Annotated in this window: 19 protein-coding genes and 2 tRNA genes; 7 read left to right on the top strand and 14 right to left on the bottom strand. The window is 61.9% G+C overall.

Annotation, left to right across the window (positions count from 1 at the left end; translation table 11 throughout):
• Positions 1 to 13: 13 nt before the first annotated feature.
• The 4 genes from AC0V2Y_RS01610 to hisC form a co-directional block, all read right to left on the bottom strand.
• The gene (locus AC0V2Y_RS01610) at positions 14 to 1078 is read right to left on the bottom strand and encodes a YeiH family protein (RefSeq protein WP_099410684.1); all 1065 of its coding nucleotides are present in this window, start codon (positions 1076 to 1078) and stop codon (positions 14 to 16) included.
• Between the two features lie 206 nt (positions 1079 to 1284).
• A complete protein-coding gene (locus AC0V2Y_RS01615) occupies positions 1285 to 2154 on the bottom strand; it encodes an NAD(P)-dependent oxidoreductase (RefSeq protein WP_475413624.1) in 870 nt (289 codons plus the stop codon).
• Between the two features lie 63 nt (positions 2155 to 2217).
• Positions 2218 to 2655 (bottom strand): GNAT family N-acetyltransferase, encoded by a 438-nt coding sequence (locus tag AC0V2Y_RS01620; protein WP_475413625.1) that lies wholly within the window; start codon positions 2653 to 2655, stop codon positions 2218 to 2220.
• Positions 2656 to 2659: 4 nt separating this feature from the next.
• Positions 2660 to 3715 carry a histidinol-phosphate transaminase gene (gene hisC / locus AC0V2Y_RS01625; protein WP_475413626.1) on the bottom strand — a complete coding sequence of 352 codons (1056 nt, stop codon included), beginning with the start codon at positions 3713 to 3715 and terminating at the stop codon, positions 2660 to 2662.
• Positions 3716 to 3908: 193 nt separating this feature from the next.
• Between hisC and AC0V2Y_RS01630 the strand changes: the two genes are divergently transcribed.
• The gene (locus tag AC0V2Y_RS01630; RefSeq protein ID WP_230517721.1) at positions 3909 to 4085 is read left to right on the top strand and encodes a hypothetical protein; all 177 of its coding nucleotides are present in this window, start codon (positions 3909 to 3911) and stop codon (positions 4083 to 4085) included.
• A gap of 161 nt (positions 4086 to 4246) precedes the next feature.
• Here the strand turns inward: AC0V2Y_RS01630 and AC0V2Y_RS01635 are convergent.
• From AC0V2Y_RS01635 to AC0V2Y_RS01655, 5 genes are all read right to left on the bottom strand, one after another.
• Positions 4247 to 4336: transfer RNA gene (locus tag AC0V2Y_RS01635), tRNA-Ser, on the bottom strand.
• Between the two features lie 346 nt (positions 4337 to 4682).
• A tRNA-Ser gene (locus AC0V2Y_RS01640) sits at positions 4683 to 4772 on the bottom strand.
• Positions 4773 to 4885: 113 nt separating this feature from the next.
• Positions 4886 to 6175, bottom strand: a complete 1290-nt coding sequence (serS, locus tag AC0V2Y_RS01645) for a serine--tRNA ligase (RefSeq protein WP_475413627.1) — start codon at positions 6173 to 6175, stop codon at positions 4886 to 4888.
• A 134-nt stretch (positions 6176 to 6309) separates the two neighbouring features.
• Positions 6310 to 6513, bottom strand: coding sequence for a hypothetical protein (locus AC0V2Y_RS01650; RefSeq protein ID WP_475413628.1), 204 nt, complete (start codon positions 6511 to 6513; stop codon positions 6310 to 6312).
• A 149-nt stretch (positions 6514 to 6662) separates the two neighbouring features.
• Positions 6663 to 8084 (bottom strand): aminotransferase-like domain-containing protein, encoded by a 1422-nt coding sequence (locus tag AC0V2Y_RS01655; protein WP_475413629.1) that lies wholly within the window; start codon positions 8082 to 8084, stop codon positions 6663 to 6665.
• A gap of 180 nt (positions 8085 to 8264) precedes the next feature.
• Here AC0V2Y_RS01655 and AC0V2Y_RS01660 point away from each other — a divergent pair, with 180 nt between their 5' ends.
• Together AC0V2Y_RS01660 and AC0V2Y_RS01665 are read left to right on the top strand one after the other, a co-directional pair.
• The gene (locus AC0V2Y_RS01660; protein WP_475413630.1) at positions 8265 to 8555 is read left to right on the top strand and encodes a DUF2917 domain-containing protein; all 291 of its coding nucleotides are present in this window, start codon (positions 8265 to 8267) and stop codon (positions 8553 to 8555) included.
• The gene (locus AC0V2Y_RS01665) at positions 8552 to 9289 is read left to right on the top strand and encodes an NAD-dependent epimerase/dehydratase family protein (RefSeq protein ID WP_475413631.1); all 738 of its coding nucleotides are present in this window, start codon (positions 8552 to 8554) and stop codon (positions 9287 to 9289) included. Before AC0V2Y_RS01660 ends, AC0V2Y_RS01665 begins: the two co-directional genes overlap by 4 nt.
• Before the next feature lies 1 nt (position 9290).
• On the opposite strand, the gene AC0V2Y_RS01670 is transcribed toward AC0V2Y_RS01665, so the two are convergent.
• From AC0V2Y_RS01670 to AC0V2Y_RS01680, 3 genes are all read right to left on the bottom strand, one after another.
• Positions 9291 to 10610, bottom strand: coding sequence for a replication-associated recombination protein A (locus tag AC0V2Y_RS01670; protein ID WP_425252029.1), 1320 nt, complete (start codon positions 10608 to 10610; stop codon positions 9291 to 9293).
• A 72-nt stretch (positions 10611 to 10682) separates the two neighbouring features.
• Positions 10683 to 11339, bottom strand: coding sequence for an outer membrane lipoprotein chaperone LolA (gene lolA / locus AC0V2Y_RS01675; protein WP_475413632.1), 657 nt, complete (start codon positions 11337 to 11339; stop codon positions 10683 to 10685).
• Between the two features lie 6 nt (positions 11340 to 11345).
• Positions 11346 to 13706: a DNA translocase FtsK gene (locus tag AC0V2Y_RS01680; RefSeq protein ID WP_475413633.1), complete on the bottom strand. Its 2361-nt coding sequence runs from the start codon at positions 13704 to 13706 to the stop codon at positions 11346 to 11348.
• Between the two features lie 215 nt (positions 13707 to 13921).
• Between AC0V2Y_RS01680 and trxB the strand changes: the two genes are divergently transcribed.
• The 3 genes from trxB (at position 13922) to AC0V2Y_RS01695 (ending at position 16322) form a co-directional block, all read left to right on the top strand.
• Positions 13922 to 14875 carry a thioredoxin-disulfide reductase gene (trxB, locus tag AC0V2Y_RS01685; RefSeq protein WP_034758671.1) on the top strand — a complete coding sequence of 318 codons (954 nt, stop codon included), beginning with the start codon at positions 13922 to 13924 and terminating at the stop codon, positions 14873 to 14875.
• Positions 14876 to 14882: 7 nt separating this feature from the next.
• Positions 14883 to 15557 carry a Smr/MutS family protein gene (locus AC0V2Y_RS01690; protein ID WP_475413634.1) on the top strand — a complete coding sequence of 225 codons (675 nt, stop codon included), beginning with the start codon at positions 14883 to 14885 and terminating at the stop codon, positions 15555 to 15557.
• 135 nt (positions 15558 to 15692) lie between these two features.
• Positions 15693 to 16322: a trimeric intracellular cation channel family protein gene (locus AC0V2Y_RS01695; RefSeq protein WP_034786156.1), complete on the top strand. Its 630-nt coding sequence runs from the start codon at positions 15693 to 15695 to the stop codon at positions 16320 to 16322.
• A gap of 155 nt (positions 16323 to 16477) precedes the next feature.
• Here AC0V2Y_RS01695 and AC0V2Y_RS01700 read toward each other — a convergent pair whose 3' ends face one another.
• Together AC0V2Y_RS01700 and AC0V2Y_RS01705 are read right to left on the bottom strand one after the other, a co-directional pair.
• Complete coding sequence (locus AC0V2Y_RS01700) at positions 16478 to 16816, bottom strand: P-II family nitrogen regulator (protein ID WP_034758685.1); 339 nt, start codon at positions 16814 to 16816, stop codon at positions 16478 to 16480.
• A 173-nt stretch (positions 16817 to 16989) separates the two neighbouring features.
• Positions 16990 to 18606: an NAD+ synthase gene (locus tag AC0V2Y_RS01705; protein WP_475413635.1), complete on the bottom strand. Its 1617-nt coding sequence runs from the start codon at positions 18604 to 18606 to the stop codon at positions 16990 to 16992.
• Between the two features lie 90 nt (positions 18607 to 18696).
• On the opposite strand from AC0V2Y_RS01705, the gene AC0V2Y_RS01710 reads away from it, so the two are divergent.
• Positions 18697 to 19830: a GNAT family N-acetyltransferase gene (locus AC0V2Y_RS01710; RefSeq protein WP_475413726.1), complete on the top strand. Its 1134-nt coding sequence runs from the start codon at positions 18697 to 18699 to the stop codon at positions 19828 to 19830.

Consider the following 19830-nt stretch of genomic DNA (forward strand, 5'->3'; position numbering starts at 1 on the left):
GAATAGCCAGCGCTCAGCGCGTCAGCAGCACGGCGATGGCGACGAAGGCGGCGATCCACACCGTCTCCATCACCAGCATGATCACGGGACGCCAGCCCAGCGAGGCCAGCGACTGGAACGAGGTTTTCACGCCCAGGGCGGCAATGGCGATGACGAGACAGGCGCGCGAGGCATTGTTGATCCAGCCATTCACTTCCTGCGGAATCAGGCCCAGGCTGTTGGTGATGACGAGCCAGACAAAGCCGATCAGGAAGAACGGCACCAGCGGCGGCGCATCGACTTCGCTCTTGCCGTCCTTGCGCTTGAACATGATCGACAGGCCCAGCACGACGGGCACGAGGCAGGCGACGCGCGTCAGTTTGACGAAGGTGGCCACGTCGCCCGTATGGTTGCTGACCAGGTAGCCGGCGCCCACCACTTGCGCCACGTCATGAATCGTGCCCCCGATGAACACGCCCGCCTCCGTCGGGTCAAAACCCAGCAGCTTGACCAGCAGCGGGTAGACGATCATCGCCAGGGTGGACAGCGAGGTCACGCCCACCACCGTCAACAGGGTGAATTTTTCGTTTTCCTTGGTTTGCGGCAGCACGGCCGAGATGGCCAGCGCGGCCGAGGCGCCGCAGATGGCCACGGAGCCGCCCGACAAAATGCCTTCCGTGATGGGGCGTTTCAGCCATTTGGCCAGCAGGTAGCCGAAGCCCAAAGTCGCCACCAGGCCGCCGACGACGATCAGCAACGGCGTCACGCCCACGGAAGCGATCTGATTGAAGGTGATGCGCGCCCCCAGCAGGGCCACGCCCGTGCGCAGCAGCACCTTGCTGCAAAACTCGATGCCGGGCTTGCAGGTGGGGTCGGACGCGAGGAAGTGGAAAGCCAGGCCGAAAAACAGCGCATACAGCAGCTGGGGGCCGCCGTAATTGCTGGAAATAAAGGTGGCCGACAGGGCGATCACCAGCGCGATGGCCACGCCGGGCCAGCTGCGCAGCACGGCGCGGGGCCGCCAGATGGCGATGGCGGAAGACAAATAGGGGATGTTCTTGTCGACAACGCGTGTTATCGCTGAGGAGTTGGTTTTCATGCGGGTCCGCTCATAATGTTTTAAAAATTGGGACATTTCATCTCGTTTTTTAATAATACACGATGAGCTAGCGAAGTCCATGCTTTTCCATGAAAATCGAAACCAGATGTTCCGGAAACTGACGTTTTAATGATGCCGGCACCGTAAACGACAAGCGGCGCGGCCCTGGGCAGGGACGCGCCGCTCTTTACTTAAGAGTTAAAAAGTTACTTTTTGTTCAAGCGAGTGATCAGGCTGGACGTGTCGTAACGGTTGCCGCCCGCCTGCTGCACTTCGCCATAGAACTGGTCCGTCAAGGTGGTCACGGGCAAGTCGCTGCCGTTGCGTTTCGCTTCGGCGAGACAGATGCCCAGGTCCTTGCGCATCAGGTCGACGGCGAAACCGAAGTCGAACTTGCGCGCTATCATGGTCTTGCCGCGGTTTTCCAGCTGCCACGACTGCGCCGCGCCCTTGGAAATCACGTCGACCACCAGCGCCGCATCAAGGCCCGCGTTTTCCGCAAAGGCAATGCCCTCGCTCAAGGCTTGCACCAGGCCCGCGATGCAGATCTGGTTGACCATTTTTGTGAGCTGGCCGGAACCGGAAGCGCCCATGTAGGTGACGGCGCGCGAGAACAGGGCGATGACGGGCTCGGCACGTGCATATGCTTCCGCATCGCCGCCCACCATCACGGTCAGCTTGCCGTTTTCCGCCCCCGCCTGGCCGCCGGACACGGGCGCGTCGAGGAAGAACACGCCCTTCTCCTTCGCCGCCGCGTGGATGGTGCGCGCCGCTTCGGCCGACGCCGTCGTATGGTCGATCAGGACGCTGCCCGGCGTCATGGTGGACAGCAAGCCGCCCTCTTCCAGGATCACTTGATACAGATCGTTATCGTTGCCGATGCAGGTGAAGACGAACTCGGCACCCGCAGCGGCGGTGGCCGGCGTGGCGGCGCTGCTGCCCTTGTATTGCTCCAGCCAGGCGGCCGCGCGGGCCGGGTTGCGGTTGTACACGGTGACGTCGTGCCCGCCCGCCGCCAGGTGACCTGCCATAGGGAAACCCATGACGCCCAAACCGATGAATGCCACTTTTGCCATTTTGTCCGTCCTGTCGATGAATGAATCCGATTATTGTTGCACAAACAGTCGCCGCCGGCAGCATCAAGGCGCAGGAGCGCGCCGATAATACAGGTCGAACTCTTCCTCGCCGTCCGGCACGAAGCCGTGACGCACATAGAAGCGGTTCGCCTCGCTACCGCGCAAGGCGCCCACGCGCACGCTCTTGCGGGCCGCATCGGCCTCGGCAAACACGCGCGCCAGCACGGCCGCGCCCATGCCTTGCCGCTGGCATTCCGGCGCCAGGTAGAGGTGGTCGAGCAGCAAATAATCCGCTTGCGGGCGCAACACATAGAAGCCGGCCAGCGCGCCGCCATGGCGCAACTGCCAGGTGCAATCGGGGTCGTAGGTGGACAGGAAACGCTGGCGCGCGCGCTGCGGATCATAGCGGCCGATGCGCTCCAGGCTGTCGCGCATGGCGGCCACGCGCAGGCTGGCCAGCGCCTCGCCATCGGCGATGCTGGCAGGGACGAAGGTCAGCATGGCGTCACAGCACTGCGCACAATGCCGCCATCAACGCCGCGCACTCAGCCGGATTGCCGATGCTGATGCGCAAATACTGGCTGATGCGCGGAGCGTTGAAATGGCGCACGATCACCGACTTGGCGCGCAAGCCGGCCGCCAGTTGCGCCGCATCATGCTGCGGGTGGCGGGCAAAGATGAAATTGGCCACCGACGGCAGCACTTCGAAGCCCAGCGCCGCCAGGTCCGCCGCCAGCTGTTCGCGGCTGGCGATGACGGCCTGGCGCGTCTGCTGGAAATACGCTTCGTCGTGCAGCGAAGCGACGGCGCCGGCCAGGGCCAGCCTATCCAGCGGATACGAGTTGAAACTGTTCTTCACGCGCTCCAGCGCCTCGATCAGGTCCGCATGCCCGAAGGCGCAGCCGACGCGCAAGCCGGCCAGCGAACGCGATTTCGAGAACGTCTGCACCACCAGCAAGTTCGGATACTTGTCGATCAGGGCCACGGCGCTCTCGCCGCCGAAATCCACGTACGCTTCATCGACCACGACCACGGCGTCGGGATGGTCGCGCAGCAAGGTTTCCACGCCGGCCAGCGGCAAGTCCACGCCCGTGGGCGCGTTGGGATTCGGGAAGATGATGGCGCCGCACGGCCCCCGGTAGTCTTCAGGACGGATGCGCATGGCCTCGTCGAGCGCGACCGTGCGGTAATCGATGCCGTACAGCTTGCAATACACGGGATAGAAACTGTAGCTGATGTCCGGGAACAGCAAGGGCGCATCGTGCTTGAGCAAGGCCATGAAGGCCAGCGCCAGCACTTCGTCGGAACCGTTGCCCACAAACACTTGGTCGCTGCTGAGGCCGTGGTAGGCGGCCAGGGTTTGCTTCAGTTCGCTGGCGGTGGGATCGGGATACAGGCGCAGGCTGTCGTTGGCCGCGTCGCGCAATACTGCCAGCACCTGCGGCGACGGGCCGTAGGGGTTTTCGTTGGTGTTGAGTTTCACCAGGTCGGGCAGTTTCGGCTGCTCGCCGGGGACGTAGGGGGTCAGCTCGCTGACGATGTTGCTCCAGAATCGGCTCATTGCTTTTATGGGTGGGGTCGGGATGGGAGGGGGTAGATTAACATAGGCTGAACGGGGTCAAGGTGGGGGGCAGCTGTTGAGGCCAGATATGCGACAGCGCAATAGCCGGACCGTGCACGATACCCTCGTGACACGGTTTGACAGCGCTGAAAGAAGCGCGGAGCATGGAGTGGGTAATGAGGAGGATACTGTCATGAGCGGATGGGGCGACACACAGGAGCGGGATACGGCGGATATGAAAATGGAGCATGCCGATTACGCGACCAAAAGCGATGTGGCTGCGGCCAGATTGGCCATGATTTTATGGTGCGTGGGGACGATGATTGCTACGTCAGCTGTAGTGTTTGCGGTGGCGAGGCTGGTGCACTAGCTTGGGTTACGTTAGTGGGGCGCTGGCTTTCAAGGCCTGAATGGAAAAAAACGCCTTGCGCTGCGCGCTTTGGGCGGTTTTTCTACCTGCATTGATACGTCTCAGGCTTTTGGCATCGCTAATAAAAAAAGCTCCCTTGCGGGAGCTTCTCTTATGTATTCTGGCGGAGAGGGTGGGATTCGAACCCACGGTACGATTTAACGTACGCTTGATTTCGAGTCAAGTACATTCGACCACTCTGCCACCTCTCCGTTTACTGCGGTCTATTCATTCAAACTGGCATGCCTGTTTGAACGAGGCGCTATTTTAGCATGGGTGTTGTTGGGTTGGGTAGGGGTTTATTGGTGATTTGTAACTCAATGCTGGGTGCCAATCCGAAAAACCAATTGGACGATTCGGGGAGCCTCGCGCGAGTACGCGCTCGTCTTCGAAGCTGCCGCCTTGGCGCACGCGTAAAAACCAATTGGGCGATTCGGAGAGCCCCGCGCAAATATGCGCGGGGCTTCGAATCCCACGCGTACGCCCCGCAGGGGGCGTACTCCTCTTCGCCGCCACAAATAAAAAAAGCTCCCTTGCGGGAGCTTTCTCTATTTGTTCTGGCGGAGAGGGTGGGATTCGAACCCACGGTACGATTTAACGTACGCTTGATTTCGAGTCAAGTACATTCGACCACTCTGCCACCTCTCCATTTACTGCGGTCTTTTCCCGCATTGCTGCGAGAAGGCAAGATTATAGCAGCCGCCTGAAAAAATGGAAGGACTATTTTAAGCCTTCCATTGCAGCAAGCTGCCTGGTCTTTTTTACGCCTTCAGATGCGTCAGGCCGCCCATGTACGGGCGCAGCACTGGCGGGATTTCGACGCTGCCGTCCGCTTGCTGGTAGTTTTCCAGCACCGCGACCAGGGTGCGGCCCACTGCCAGGCCGGAGCCGTTCAGGGTGTGCGCCAGTTCCGGTTTGCCGGCGGCGTTGCGGAAACGTGCCTGCATGCGGCGGGCCTGGAAGGCTTCCGTGTTCGACAGGGACGAGATTTCACGGTAGGTGTTTTGCGCCGGCAGCCACACTTCCAGGTCGAAGGTCTTGCTGGCAGTAAAGCCCATATCGCCCGTGCACAGCGACATCACGCGGTACGGCAGGCCCAGGCGTTGCAAGATCGTTTCCGCGTGGCCGACCATTTCTTCCAGCACCTGGTACGAGGTGTCCGGGTGCACCACTTGCACCATTTCCACCTTGTCGAACTGGTGCTGGCGGATCATGCCGCGCGTGTCGCGGCCATAGCTGCCCGCTTCCGAACGGAAGCATGGCGTATGGGCCGTCATTTTCAGGGGCAATTGGTCGAGCGCCAGGATTTCATCGCGGGCGATGTTGGTCAGCGACACTTCCGAGGTCGGGATCAAGTAGAAGGTCTCGCCCTCGCCTTCCACGCCGCCTTTTTTCACCGAAAACAGATCGGCTTCGAATTTCGGCAGCTGGCCCGTGCCGCGCAGCGAATCCGCGTTGACCATGTACGGCGTATAGCATTCCGTGTAGCCGTGCTCGTCAACGTGCGTGTTGAGCATGAATTGCGCCAGTGCACGGTGCAAACGGGCGATGCCGCCCTTCATCACGGAGAAGCGCGAACCGGTCAGCTTGGTGGCCACTTCGAAATCGAGGCCCAGCGGGGCGCCCACGTCGACGTGATCCTTGACTTCGAAATCAAACGTGCGCGGCGTGCCGACCTTGCGCACTTCCACGTTGCCCGACTCGTCCGTGCCTACCGGTGCCGATTCGTGCGGCAGGTTCGGCACGGCCATGATGAAGTCGCTCAGCTTGGCTTGCACCAGGGTCAGGGCCGCTTCATCGGCTTTCAGTTCATCGCCCAGGCCGGCCACTTGCGCCATCACGGCCGAGGTGTCTTCCCCCTTGCCTTTCAACATGCCGATTTGCTTGGACAGCGCGTTGCGCTTGCCCTGCAGTTCCTCGGTGCGCGTCTGGATCGCCTTGCGTTCGGCTTCGAGGGCGGTAAAACCTGCCACGTCGAGCTGAAATTTGCGCGTCGCCAGGCGTTCTGCGACGTTGGCGATGTCTTTACGGAGAAGTTGGATATCTATCATGGGTGGATGGCGGTGCCGATGTATCGAAAGCACTCATTGTACCAAGACCCTGTTCACTTCGATGAGTTTTGCGCAAGGTCAACCATCGTCATGGCAGCCTGACCGGGCACTCTCGCCCGCTTTACGGCGGATACTTAAATGAAAGCGGCTTTTTCAGCGTCCGTCAGGCGGCGGGCGCTGACGGTGACGACGGGCATGCTGCTGTCGGCGGCCTGGGCGATCACGGTGTTGCTGGCGCTCACTTCCAAGGTATTCGCGCCGGCGGTGGCGAAGCTGGCGCCGATGGCGATGATGGCGGCGGCGACAAAGGTGATTTCCATGTTTTTCAGTACGTTCATGATGTGACTCCTGGTTAGTTTGCGTCGTTGACTGCTGCTGGTATGGTGCTACTTTAGCCAACGGCGGCAAACAAGGCCACCGGCTTGCGACCGGCGGCGAAAAACAGGGAGCGAACGGTGAAAAACGGGGACTGAAACGCAAAGAATAGTTACAAGGCCTCATGCACCAGGCGGCCCAGCCGGCCGATGGCCTGCTCGATGCGCGGCGTCCACGCATTGCCGCAATTGAGGCGCAGATAATTGCCGAACTTGCCCGAGGCCGAGAACAGCTGGCCCGGCATGTAGGCCACGCCGCCGGCGATGGCCTGGCCATGCAGGGCCAGCGCATCGACCTGCGGCGGCATCTGCACCCACAGCACGAAACCGCCCTGCGGCTCGGACAGCATGCAGTCCGCCGGAAAGCTGGTCGCCACGGCATCGGACATGCGCGCGATGCGCTGCACCAGGGTGCGCCGCATCTTGCGCAGCTGCTGGTCGTAGCTGCTGCCCTCCAAAAAGTCGGCCAGCACGGCCTGGAAGAAATGGCTGGTGGCGCCGCTCGACACGGTTTTCAGCAGGGCCACTTCCTGCGCGTAGCGCCCGGCCAGCACGTAACCGACGCGCGACGCGGGCGTGATAGCCTTGGAAAACGAGGAACACAGCAGCACATTGCCGCTCGTATCGTAGGCCTTCACGGGCCACGGGCGCTGCGGCGCAAAGCACAGGTCGCCATACACATCGTCTTCCACCAGTGGGATATTGAACTCCGACAGCAGGCCCGCCAAGCGCTGCTTGTTCGTTTCCGGCATGACGCAGCCCAGGGGATTATTCGCGTTCGGCACGAACAGGCAAGCCTGCACGAGGCCGGCGCGCAGGGCCAGTTCCAGCGCGTCGAGCGACGGCCCCGTCTTCGGGTCGGTGGGAATTTCCAGCGCCTTCATGCCCAGGCTTTCGATCATCTGCAGCAGCACGAAATACGTGGCCGACTCGATGGCGATGGTGTCGCCCGGTTTGGCGACGGCGCGCAGGCACAGGCTGATCGCTTCCGTGCAGGAATTCGTCACGACGATCTCGCGCGGGTCCAGCTTGCCCCAGTCCAGCGCGCGGCGCGCAACCTGCCGCAAAAAATTGCCTTCGCTGACGTCGTAGCAGCTGACCTTGCTCAACAAGGCGGGCTCGCGCCGCGCCACCGCGCTGATGGTGCGCTGCATGCGCTTGATGGGCAATATCTCGTCGGGCGGCCAGGCCGTGCCCAGCTGCACGATAGCGGGCGCCTCGTTTTCCTTCAGCACGCGCATCAACAGGTTGTTGATGCCGACAAAGGCCGGCTCCTTCAGATGCTGCGCGTCGGCACTGCAGGGCCGGCGCGGCGCGCGGTGGCGCACGAAATAGCCGGACTGGGGCCGCGCATCGACTTGCCCCCGGTCTTCCATCAGCCGCAAGGCTTGCATCACGGTGCTGACGGAAATGCGCTTTTGCTGCGCCAGGTGGCGGATCGACGGCAGGCGGTCGCCGGGAGCGAACACGCGCGCGTCGATCAGGGCGCCCAGCTCGTTGGCCAGGTGCTCGTACAGATTCAAAGGCGCATTCATGTTCATCCCTTCAGTATGCGGCTGCCGCGCGCGGCACGCACAGATACAGTTGCCCGTTTTTTTGACAAGCACAGTGTACGACGAAGCACACTGTATGCATGACAATTTCGGTTTCCTGCATCTGTCATGGTTCTATCCAAGCGCCTAAGCTGTTCCTGTCAGCACAACAGGAGCGATGCCATGCAAACCGACCACGAATTACGCAGCGAACGGCCCTTGCGCCTGGAAAAAGCGCGCGCCAGGGTCATCGAATGCCTGTCCGGCACGGCCTGGATCACGGCCTACGCCCAGTTCGAGGATTGCGTGCTGCGCAGCGGCGAACGCTACACGATACCGAATGACGGCCTGGTGCTGGTCGAAGCCGTCGGTAGCGGACGCATCCGCGTGCATGGGACGGCAGCCCCGCGCCCCGCCCTGCTGCGCTGGCTGAGCCTGGCACTGCCTCACACACTGAATACTAGGAATACATGACTCACAAACCATTGCGCGTCCTCGTCACGGGCGCCGCCGGCATCATCGGCACCGCTTTCTGGAAGCGCCGGCACGGGGAATTCTCCCTGCGCCTGGCCGACCTGCACACGGACGGGCTGGCATCGGCGCCCTGCCCGTCCATGCAGCTCGACGTCAGCAATTCCGCCGCCTGCCTGGCCGCCTGCATGGACATCGACGTGGTGCTGCACCTGGCCGGCGTGCCGCACGCCAGCGCCGATTTCGATACGCAATTGCTGCAGCCGAACATCGTCGGCACGCACAACATCTTCCGCGCGGCGCAGGCACAGGGAGTGAAAAGAGTGGTGTTTGCCAGCAGCGCGCAAGCCATCGAAGGCTATCCGCTCGATGTGCAAGTACACGAAAGCATGCCGGCGCGCCCGGCGAACATGTATGGCGCCAGCAAGGCCTTCGGTGAAGGCGTGGCGTCGGCCTTCGCGCACCAGCATGGCATGACGGCCATTGCCGTGCGCATCGCCAACGTGGCCCGGTTTGCGCCAGGTCAACAGCACAGCGCGCGCGACATCGCCGCCTTCATCAGCGAGCGCGACGTGGTGCAGCTGCTGGCCTGCTGCATCGCGGCGGACGTGCCGCCCGGCTACCACGTCGTACATGGGGTGTCGGACAACCGTTATAAACGGCTATCCATCGACGCGACGCGCCAGCTGGTCGGCTACGCGCCGCAGGACGACGGTTTTAGCTTGCTGGGACTGTAATTCAGCCCTTGCCGGCCGGTTTTCCTGCTTTCCTGTCCAGCTCGCGCAGCCACGCCAATTTGTCGGCTATTTTACTTTCCAGGCCGCGCGGCACGGGCTGGTACCAGCCCGGTTCCGCCATGCCGTCCGGAAAATACGTTTCGCCAGCCGCATAGGCATCGGGCTCGTCGTGCGCGTAGCGGTAGGCGTGGCCGTAACCGAGTTCCTTCATCAGCTTCGTCGGCGCATTGCGCAAGTGCACGGGCACTTCCTTCGATTTATCCTTCTTGACGAAGGCCATGGCCGTATTGAATGCGTTGTAACCGGCATTGCTTTTCGCGGCAATCGCCAGGTAGATGACGGCCTGGCCCAAGGCCAGCTCACCTTCGGGCGAACCGAGGCGCTCATACGTTTCCGCCGCATCATTGACCATGGTCAAGGCGCGGGGGTCGGCCAGGCCGATGTCTTCCCAGGCCATGCGCACGATGCGCCGCGACAAATAGCGCGGGTCGGCGCCGCCGTCGATCATGCGGCAAAACCAGTACAGGGCCGCGTCCGGGTTCGAACCGCGCACGGACTTGTGCAGGGCGGAAATCTGGTCATAGAAATTGTCGCCGCCCTTGTCGAAGCGGCGCGAATTGAGGGTCAGCGCATTGTCGACGAAGGCCGCGTCGATCTTGGTCGTCCCCGTCGAGCTGGCGGCCGTCTCGGCCTGCTCCAGCAGATTGAGAAAACGGCGGGCGTCGCCGTCCGCGTAGCCGATCAGGGTATCGGCCGCCGCCTCGTCGAAGCTCAGGTGCGTCAGCGCCGTGCTTTGCGCCTTGGCCAGCAGCTGCTTCATCTCGTCTTCGTTGAGCGATTTCAACACATACACTTGCGCGCGCGACAGCAGCGCCGAGTTCACTTCGAAGCTGGGGTTTTCGGTGGTGGCGCCAATAAACGTCACCAGACCCGACTCGACGAAGGGCAGCAAGGCATCCTGCTGCGATTTATTAAACCGGTGGATCTCGTCGACGAACAGCAAGGTGTGTTTGCCGAACTGGTCCAGGCTGTGGCGGGCCTGGTCCATGGCCGCCCGGATATCTTTCACGCCCGCGAACACGGCCGACAGGGCGATGAATTCGCTGTCGAAGGCGTTCGCCATCAGGCGCGCCAAGGTCGTCTTGCCCACGCCAGGTGGCCCCCACAAGATCATCGAATGGGCCTTGCCCGCCTCGAACGCCAGGCGCAGCGGCTTGCCCACGCCCAGCAGATGCGTCTGGCCGATGACTTCGTTGAGGGTAGCAGGCCGCAAGGCTTCGGCCAGCGGCTGGCGCGGTGCGGTGGAAAAGAGATCCGCCATAATATGTACCGGGTAAGAATGCAAAGGCCCCGCATGGTGCGAGGCCGGTCAAAAAAACAGCACGTGAAAAACTTAGTTGTTGATCACGTCCGCGCCTTTAGGCATCACGAATTTGAAATGGTTCGCGGCCAGCGCCGGATTTTTCTGGAAATTCTTGAACGCCAGCACCGACGTCTGGCCGAACGAGTCGCGCAACTCCATCGCTTCCGGCACGCCGTTGCGCAGGCCGATGCTGATTTCGTCGAAGGTCGTGTCCTTTGCTTTCGGCGTCGCTTTCAGCCATTCCAGGCCATCGCGCGTACCCGCTTCGGCCAGGGTAAAATTCTTTTCCAGGTCGTTGCTGCCGAACAAGATGGCGGCCGGCGAGGAACCGAGCGCGTCGCCCAGTTTCTTGACAGTCACCTGGCTCAAATCCTTGTCGTAGATATACAGCTTGTCGCCATCGGCCTGCAGCAACTGCTCGTACGGTTTCAGATACGTCCAGATGAACTTGCCCGGACGGGCGAACTCGAAGGTGCCGCTGGCGGGCGTCGACACTTTCGCCTTACCGCTGGCATCGGCCTTCTTGACCTGGCGCTGCACGAACTCGCCCTTGGCCGACTTGGTGCCGGCCGCAAAGCTCTTGAATTGCTCCAGCGCGCTGGCCGAGGCGCTGGCCGCGAACAGCAGGCTGCAGGCGACGCTGGCCGCGCCGATGATCATTTTTGCTGCGAAAGTCGTGTTCTTCATACTGTTTTACCCTTGTTCGCTACTCGCCGCCGGCACCAGAATGTCCCGGTTGCCATTGGATTGCATGGTTGATACCACCCCGCTCTGCTCCATCTGCTCAAGCAGACGGGCCGCGCGGTTGTAGCCGATGCGCAAATGACGCTGCACCAGCGAAATCGAGGCGCGGCGGTTTTTCAGCACCACCGCCACCGCCTGGTCGTACAGGGCATCGGCCTCGCCGCCGCCCTCGCCCGGCGCGCCGCCTTCGGCACCGTCGCCTTCCAGGGTACCGCCTTCGAGGATGCCCTCGATGTAATTCGGTTCGCCCTGCAGCTTCAAATGGCTGACGACGCGGTGGACTTCTTCATCGGACACGAACGCGCCGTGCACGCGCATCGGCAGGCCGGTGCCGGGCGGCATGTACAGCATGTCGCCCATGCCCAGCAGCGTTTCCGCGCCCATCTGGTCGAGAATGGTGCGCGAGTCGATCTTCGACGAGACCTGGAAGGCGATACGCGTCGGAATGTTCGCCTTGATCAGCCCCGTGATCACGTCTACAGATGGGCGCTGCGTGGCCAGAATCAAGTGCAGACCGGCGGCGCGGGCCTTTTGCGCGATACGCGCGATCAATTCCTCGACCTTTTTACCCACCACCATCATCAGATCGGCCAGCTCGTCGATGATGATGACGATGGTCGGCAGTTTTTCCAGCGGTTCCGGCGAGTCCGGCGTCAGGCTGAACGGATTCGGGATGTGCTCTTCGCGCTTTTTCGCGTCGGCAATCTTCGCGTTGTAGCCGGCCAGGTTACGCACGCCCATCTTGCTCATCAGCTTGTAGCGGCGTTCCATCTCGTTCACGGCCCAGTTCAGTGCATGGCCCGCCTGGCGCATGTCCGTCACCACGGGCGCCAGCAAGTGCGGGATGCCTTCGTAGACGGACATTTCCAGCATCTTCGGATCGATCAGGATCAGCCGCACGTCGAGCGGGTCGGACTTGTACAGCAGCGACAAAATCGTCGCATTGATGCCGACGGACTTGCCGGAACCGGTAGTGCCGGCCACCAGCAAGTGGGGCATCTTGGCGAGATCGGCCACGACGGGCTTGCCGGCGATATCCTTGCCCAGCGCAATCGTCAGGCTGGACACGCCATCGTTGTAGACCTTGGAGCCGAGGATTTCCGTCAGGCGCACGATCTGGCGCTTGGTATTCGGCAATTCCAAGGCCATGTAATTCTTGCCGGGAATGGTTTCCACGACGCGGATCGAGGTGAGCGACAGCGAACGGGCCAGGTCGCGCGCCAGGCCCACGATCTGGCTGCCCTTGACGCCCGTGGCCGGCTCGATTTCATAGCGCGTCACGACGGGGCCGGGGTAAGCGGCCACTACCTTGGCATCCACGCCAAAGTCCGATAATTTCTTTTCGATCAGGCGGCTCGTGAATTCCAGGGTTTCCACGGATACCGTTTCCACCACGGGCGGCGCTTCGTCGAGCAAGGACAGCGGCGGCAGCTTGCCATCGCCGAGCCCCTCGAACAAATGCGCCTGGCGCTCCTTTTCCACGCGCTCGGATTTCACCACGGTCACCACTTGCGGCTCGATCTTGACGGGCGGCGCAGCCACGTGCTTTTCCACGTGCTTGGCCCGTTCGATGACCACCACTTCGTCGCGGCGCACGGCAGCCACTTCGCCCTGGCGGCGGTCTTCGCGGTCCTGATAGCGCAGCACGAACCAGTTGAAAACGTCTTCGATGGCGCCGCCGATGCGTTCGGCTACTTGCAGCCAAGAAACGTGGAAGAACAGGGAAAATCCCAGGCCGAACAGCAGCAGCAGTAATAAAGTAGCGCCGGTGAAGCCGAAGGCCACGTGGGCCGAATGCCCCGCCAGCTGGCCCAGCACGCCGCCCGGGTCGCGCGGCAGCTGCACGTGCAGGCTCTTCGCCATGCGCAGGTATTCAAGGCCCATGCTGCCGATCAGCATGATGGAGAAGCCGACGATGCGGATCAGCATCTCGACATGGTGCTCGCGCTCCACCTCTTCCTCTTCCAGCAGGAAGCGCTTACTCAGGCGGCGATAGCCATTCCACACGGTGCGCAGCAGCCAGACACACCACCACCAGGCGGAAAAGCCGAAGATATACAGCAGCAGATCGGAGAAGGTCGCGCCGAGCTTGCCGCCCAGGTTGGCCACCTTGTCGACATTGGTGGCATGCGACCAGCCGGGGTCGAGCTTGTTGAAGCTGGCCAGTATCAGCACGAAATACAGGGCAAACGCGGCCAGCGCGAACCAGCGCGCCTCGGACAGCAGCCGTACCAGCCGGTTGGGCAAGGGCCGGCGTTCGACCGGTTTTCGGGTGTAGCTATTTTGATTGGCCTGGGCTGGTTTAGTCATTCTGGGAAGCGCTGCAAGGTGAAAAATGTTTCTGAAAGGGAATTTCCCATAATAAGGAAGTATTCTAAGCCATATATGCCCCGGACGGCCCCACGATTCGTCGCTGCAGGCGGCTTGGTCTATAATCGAGGATTGATTGCGCAAGCGCAATGCGCCCTTGTTCTTCGCGCGTATGCCCCCAATTCGGACAGACCCCACTCATAGAGAAGCCTCCCATGACCACTACCAAACACGCCCGCGTTTTGATCCTCGGCTCCGGCCCAGCCGGCTACAGCGCCGCCGTCTACGCCGCCCGCGCCAACCTGAACCCGATGCTGGTCACCGGCGTGGAACAAGGCGGCCAGTTGATGACCACCACCGACGTGGAAAACTGGCCCGGCGACCCGATGGGCGTGCAAGGCCCGGACCTGATGCAGCGTTTGCTGCAGCATGCCGAGCGTTTCAATACGGAAATCGTTTTTGACCACATCCACACCACCTTCCTCAATGAAAAGCCGATCCGCCTGAAGGGCGACAGCCACGAATACACGTGCGACACGCTGATCATCGCCACGGGCGCATCCGCACAATACCTGGGCTTGCCGTCGGAAGCGGAATTCATGGGCAAGGGCGTGTCCGCCTGCGCCACCTGCGATGGCTTCTTCTACCGCAACCAGGAAGTGGCCGTCGTCGGCGGCGGCAACACGGCCGTCGAGGAAGCGCTGTACCTGTCGAACATCGCCAATAAGGTCACCCTGATCCACCGCCGCGACAAGTTCCGCGCCGAAGCGATCCTGATCGACCGCCTGAACGCCAAGGTTGCCGAGGGCAAGATTGTGTTGAAATATAACCACACTCTGGACGAAGTGACGGGCAACGAAGGCGGTGTGACGGGCCTGAACATCAAGTCGACCATCGACGGCAAGGTCGAAGCTTTGAGCGTGCATGGCGTCTTCATCGCCATCGGCCACAAGCCGAACACGGGCATCTTCGAAGGCCAGCTGGACATGCACAACGGCTACATCAAGACCAAGACGGGCCTGGAAGGCATGGCCACCGCCACCAGCGCACCTGGCGTGTTTGCCGCCGGCGACGTGCAAGACCATATCTACCGCCAGGCCATCACCAGCGCCGGTACGGGTTGCATGGCAGCACTGGACGCCCAGCGCTACCTGGAAGGCCAGGAGTAAGCGTCGCATGGCGTCGATGAAAGACTTTGCCGACCTGAAAGCGGTCAGCAAGCAGCTCAAGGAACAGGCCGATGCGCGCGCAGCCGAGCAAGCGGCGCGCGCCCAACAGGCCAAGGTGCAGGCCGTGGAAAGCAATCTGTTCAAGGCCAGCATCGGCGGCGTCAAGCGCCTGCCCGAGTCGGACCGCTACGTGCCCAGCCTGCCCAAGGCGGGCGCGGCAAGCGTCCAGCAGCCCGCGCGCAAGTTGTCCCCGGAAGAGGACGATGCAGCCGTGCTGCGCGAGTCGCTGTCGGACTTGTTCGAAGTCGACCATTACCTGGAAAACGATCCGGCCCTGAACTACGCCCGCCCCGGCGTGGGACCGGACGTGGTCAAGAAGATGCGCAAGGGCCACTGGCCCATCCAGGATGAGCTGGACTTGCACGGCTTGCGCCGCGACGAGGCGCGCGACGGCATCGGCGCCTTTTTGAACCAGGCGACACGGCGCAAGCTGCGCTGCGTGCGCGTGATCCACGGCAAGGGGTTTGGCTCGAAAGGCCAGGAACCGGTCTTGAAATCGATGGTGCACAGCTGGCTCGTGCAAAAGGATGAAGTCATCGCCTTTTGCCAGGCGCGCCGCTCCGAAGGGGGCGATGGCGCCCTCGTCGTGCTGCTCTCGGCAGCCCTGCAGCCCATCCGTTAGGCTTGCCAGCAAGGAATTACCATTCCGTCACACGTTCCGCACTGCACACGGCCCCGTTTGTCACCATTCGGGGCCGTGTCATGTTAACCTGTGACAATTATTTCCTGCTTAGCGTCTCGTGCACGCGCTCCACCCATGATGCCACCCCAACTGCCGCCTGGCTCGCTGATCAAGATCATTGAGGTCATCGCCATCCTGGTGGGCGCGTTTTCCGGCTTCATCGAAGCGCGCCGCAAGCGCATGGACCTGGTCGGCGTATTCGTCGTGGCCTTCATCACGGCGTTCGGCGGGGGCACGTTGCGCGACATCCTGCTCGACAAGCGGCCCCTGTTCTGGGTCTCGCACCAGGAGTATGCGATCCTGATCTTCGTGCTGGCCCTGACGGCCGCGCCCCTGATCCAGCATTTGCGGCAGATCGTCTCGGAACGCCTGATCGTCATCGCCGATGCCATCGGCCTGGGCATGTTCGCCATCGCCGGCGTGGCCGAAGCGATGCGCGCCGGCATGCCGATCTTTATTGCGTCGATGATGGGGGTGATTACGGGGATTTTCGGCGGCGTGATGCGCGACATTGTCTGCAACGAAGTGCCGATGGTGTTTCGTGACGGCAAACCCTACGCCATCTGCGCCTTCTTCGGCTGCTGGGCTTACTTATTGCAGATGCACTTCGGCGCCGAGCACGACTTCGCGCTGTGGACCAGCGCCAGCGGCATCACGATCCTGCGCCTGATCTGCTGGAAATTCGACATGCGGCTGGGGCGCTGATGCGCAATCCGGCAGCTTGGGTGGCTCAGCAGTGTCGGCTTACGCGCTGGCGCGCTAAGCCGACCTACGCGTATCGACGTATATCAGGCGTAGGTCGGATCAGGCTCGAAGAGCCGTAATCCGACACCATTGTTGCCGTAGCCGCCAGCAAAAACTTAGACGGCGTCCGGACCCGTCTCGCCCGTGCGGATACGGATGACCTGTTCCACGTCGCGCACGAAGATCTTGCCGTCGCCGATCTTGCCCGTGCGGGCTGCCTTGATGATGGCGTCGACTACCAGTTCCGACACGCTGTCGTCCACCACCACTTCGACTTTAACTTTCGGCAAGAAGTCAACCACGTACTCGGCGCCACGGTACAGCTCGGTATGGCCCTTCTGGCGGCCAAAGCCCTTCACTTCCGTCACGGTCAAGCCCGTCACGTTCACATCGGCCAGCGCTTCGCGTACTTCGTCGAGCTTGAATGGTTTGATGATGGCGGTAATCTGTTTCATGGCTTTCTCCTTATTGATAATCGTCAGTTCTTCATTAGCTGGCTTAACGGGACCCCGCAAAACCGTAGCGAGCAAGTTCAATACCGGGTTGAGTAGCGGAGCCGTACTTTAGTACGGTGAGCAACGGATGCCCGGTAGTGAGCTGCGCAGTAGGTTTGGCGGGGTTCCCCACGTTATTCGTAAAACTTCGACGTAATGGGATAGCGCCAGTCGCGGCCGAAGCCACGGTGCGTGACGCGGATGCCCACTGGCGACTGGCGCCGCTTGTATTCATTGATCTTGATCAGGCGCGTGACCCGGGCCACATCGGCCGGCGGGTAGCCAGCCTCGATAATCTCGGCGATCGGCCGGTTTTCTTCCATGTACAGCTGCATGATGCCGTCGAGTACGTCATACGGCGGCAGGGAATCCTGGTCCAGCTGGTCGGCGCGCAACTCGGCCGACGGTCCGCGCGTCAGTATGCGCTCGGGGATCACGTCCGACACGCTGTTACGATACGCGCATAAACGGTACACCAGCGTCTTGGCGATATCCTTGATCACGGCAAAGCCGCCCGCCATGTCGCCGTACAGCGTGCAATAACCGACCGCCATCTCGCTCTTGTTGCCCGTCGTCAAAACGATGCTGCCATGCTTGTTCGACAGGGCCATCAGCAGGGTGCCGCGGATGCGCGCCTGGATGTTTTCTTCCGTCGCGTCTTCCGCCAGTCCCGCGAACTCGTCCGCCAGGGTGGCGCGGAAGGCATCGAAGGTTTGCTTGATCGGAATTTCATCGTAGCGCACATCGAGGCGTTTTACCATGTCGCGCGAATCGATCCACGAGATATCGGCCGTGAACTGCGACGGCATCATCACGGCGCGCACCTTGTCGGCGCCCAGCGCATCGACGGCGATGGCCAGGGTCAGCGCGGAATCGACGCCGCCCGACATGCCGATCAGCACGCCAGGAAAACCGTTCTTGACTATATAGTCGCGCACGCCCAGCACCAGCGCCTGGTACACCTGCGCCTCGGTGGTCAACGGGGCGGCCAGCGGCTGCGGCACGGGCGTGGCACCGTCGAACTCGACCAGTTGCAAGTCTTCCTCGAAATGGCGCAGCTGGGCGCAGATCGTGCCGGCCGCATCCATGACGAACGAGTCGCCGTCGAAAATCAGTTCATCCTGGCCGCCGACCAGGTTGGCGTACACAAGAGCCATGCCTTGCGCGCTGACGTTCCTGCGCATGGTTTCATAGCGCAGATGCTGCTTGTTCATATGGTACGGCGAGCCGTTCGGCACCAGCAGCACTTGCGCGCCGGCCGCGCGGGCGCGCATCGGCGCATGCTCGAACCACGTGTCTTCGCAGATAGTGATGCCGAAACGCACGCCCTTCACGCCGAACACGAAAGCCTGGTCCGACGACGTGAAGTAGCGTTTTTCATCGAATACGGTGGTGTTCGGCAAATCGTGCTTGCGGTAGGTGCCCAGCACTTCACCGTTCAGCAGCACGGAGGCGGCATTGTGGCGCACGCCCTTCTCGTCCTGCAGCGGCACGCCCACCACCACGTGCAAATCCTTGAACTGCGCCAGGTCGGCCGCCAGCCCCGCAAACGCTTCCTGCGTTTTTGCGTAGAATGCATTGCGCAGCAATAAGTCCTCGGGTGGATAGCCGACCAGCGACAGTTCCGGCGTCAGGACGATATCGGCGCCCGCTTCAAAGGCGCGGCGGGAAAGGTCGAAGATCTTGGCACGGTTGCAGGCCAGATCGCCGACCGTACTATTCATTTGAGCAATTGCGACTTTGACTGTCATGATGATGATGGATATTTCGTTCTATTAAACAAGACAGGGGCGCGCAGACCGACGGCGGCGCCCCGAGAGTGATGAATGCACACTACAACAATGAATTATCGCACGGCTATCGTCACTACCCTGGCTGAAATTGGCGAAGCGACCTGGTCTGAACTGCTGGCGCGCCAGGCGGATGCGAATCCCTTCCTTTCCTACGCCTTTTTGCATGCGCTGCACGAGTCCGGCTGCGCCAGCGCAGACACGGGCTGGCAGCCGAATTACCTGGTGCTGTGGCAAGGCGAGACCCTGGCCGCCGCCCTGCCCCTGTACCTGAAGATGCACTCGTATGGCGAATACGTGTTCGACTGGGCCTGGGCCGATGCCTATCAGCAGCATGGCCTCGAATATTACCCGAAACTGCTGTCCGCTATTCCCTTTACGCCCGTCAGCGGCACGCGTTTGCTGGCCCGCGATGGCGAAGCGCGCGCCGCCCTGCTGGCCTTTTTGCAAGCCCAGCAACAGGCCAGCGACGTGACGTCCTGCCACATCCTGTTCCCACCGGAAAGCGAGGCGCGCCAGCTGGCGCAGGCCGGCTACCTGATGCGTAGTGGCGTGCAGTTTCACTGGCTCAATCCCGGCTACACGGATTTCGAGCAATTCCTCGCCACCCTGGAACACAAGAAGCGCAAGAATATCCGCGCCGAGCGGCGCAAGGTGCGGGAAGCGGGCGTGACCATGCGCCAGGTGCGCGGCATGGACGCCACGGACGCCGACTGGAAGCTGTTCCACCGCTGCTACAGCAATACCTATGCCGAGCACCGCTCCTCGCCCTATCTGAGCCTGGACTTCTTCCAGCGCATAGCCGCCAGCATGCCGCAAAACATTTTATTGGTGATCGCCGAGCGCGACGGCCGGGCCATCGCCGCCTCGCTGGTGATCCACACGGCCGACACCCTGTATGGCCGCTACTGGGGCGCGCTCGAGCACGTACCGTGCCTGCATTTCGAGACGGCTTACTATCAGCCGCTGGAATTTTGCATCGCCAACGGCATTGCCACCTTCGAGGGCGGCGCCCAGGGCGAGCACAAGATGGCGCGCGGCTTCCTGCCGCAAAAGACCTGGTCCGCCCACTGGCTGGCGCACCCGGCCTTTGCGGACGCCGTGCAGCGCTTCCTCGAACGGGAACGGGGCGGCATCGACGCCTACCTCGATGAATTGAACGAGCACAGCCCGTTTCGCGCATAA

It is taken from the genome of Janthinobacterium sp. BHSEK (assembly GCF_056174685.1).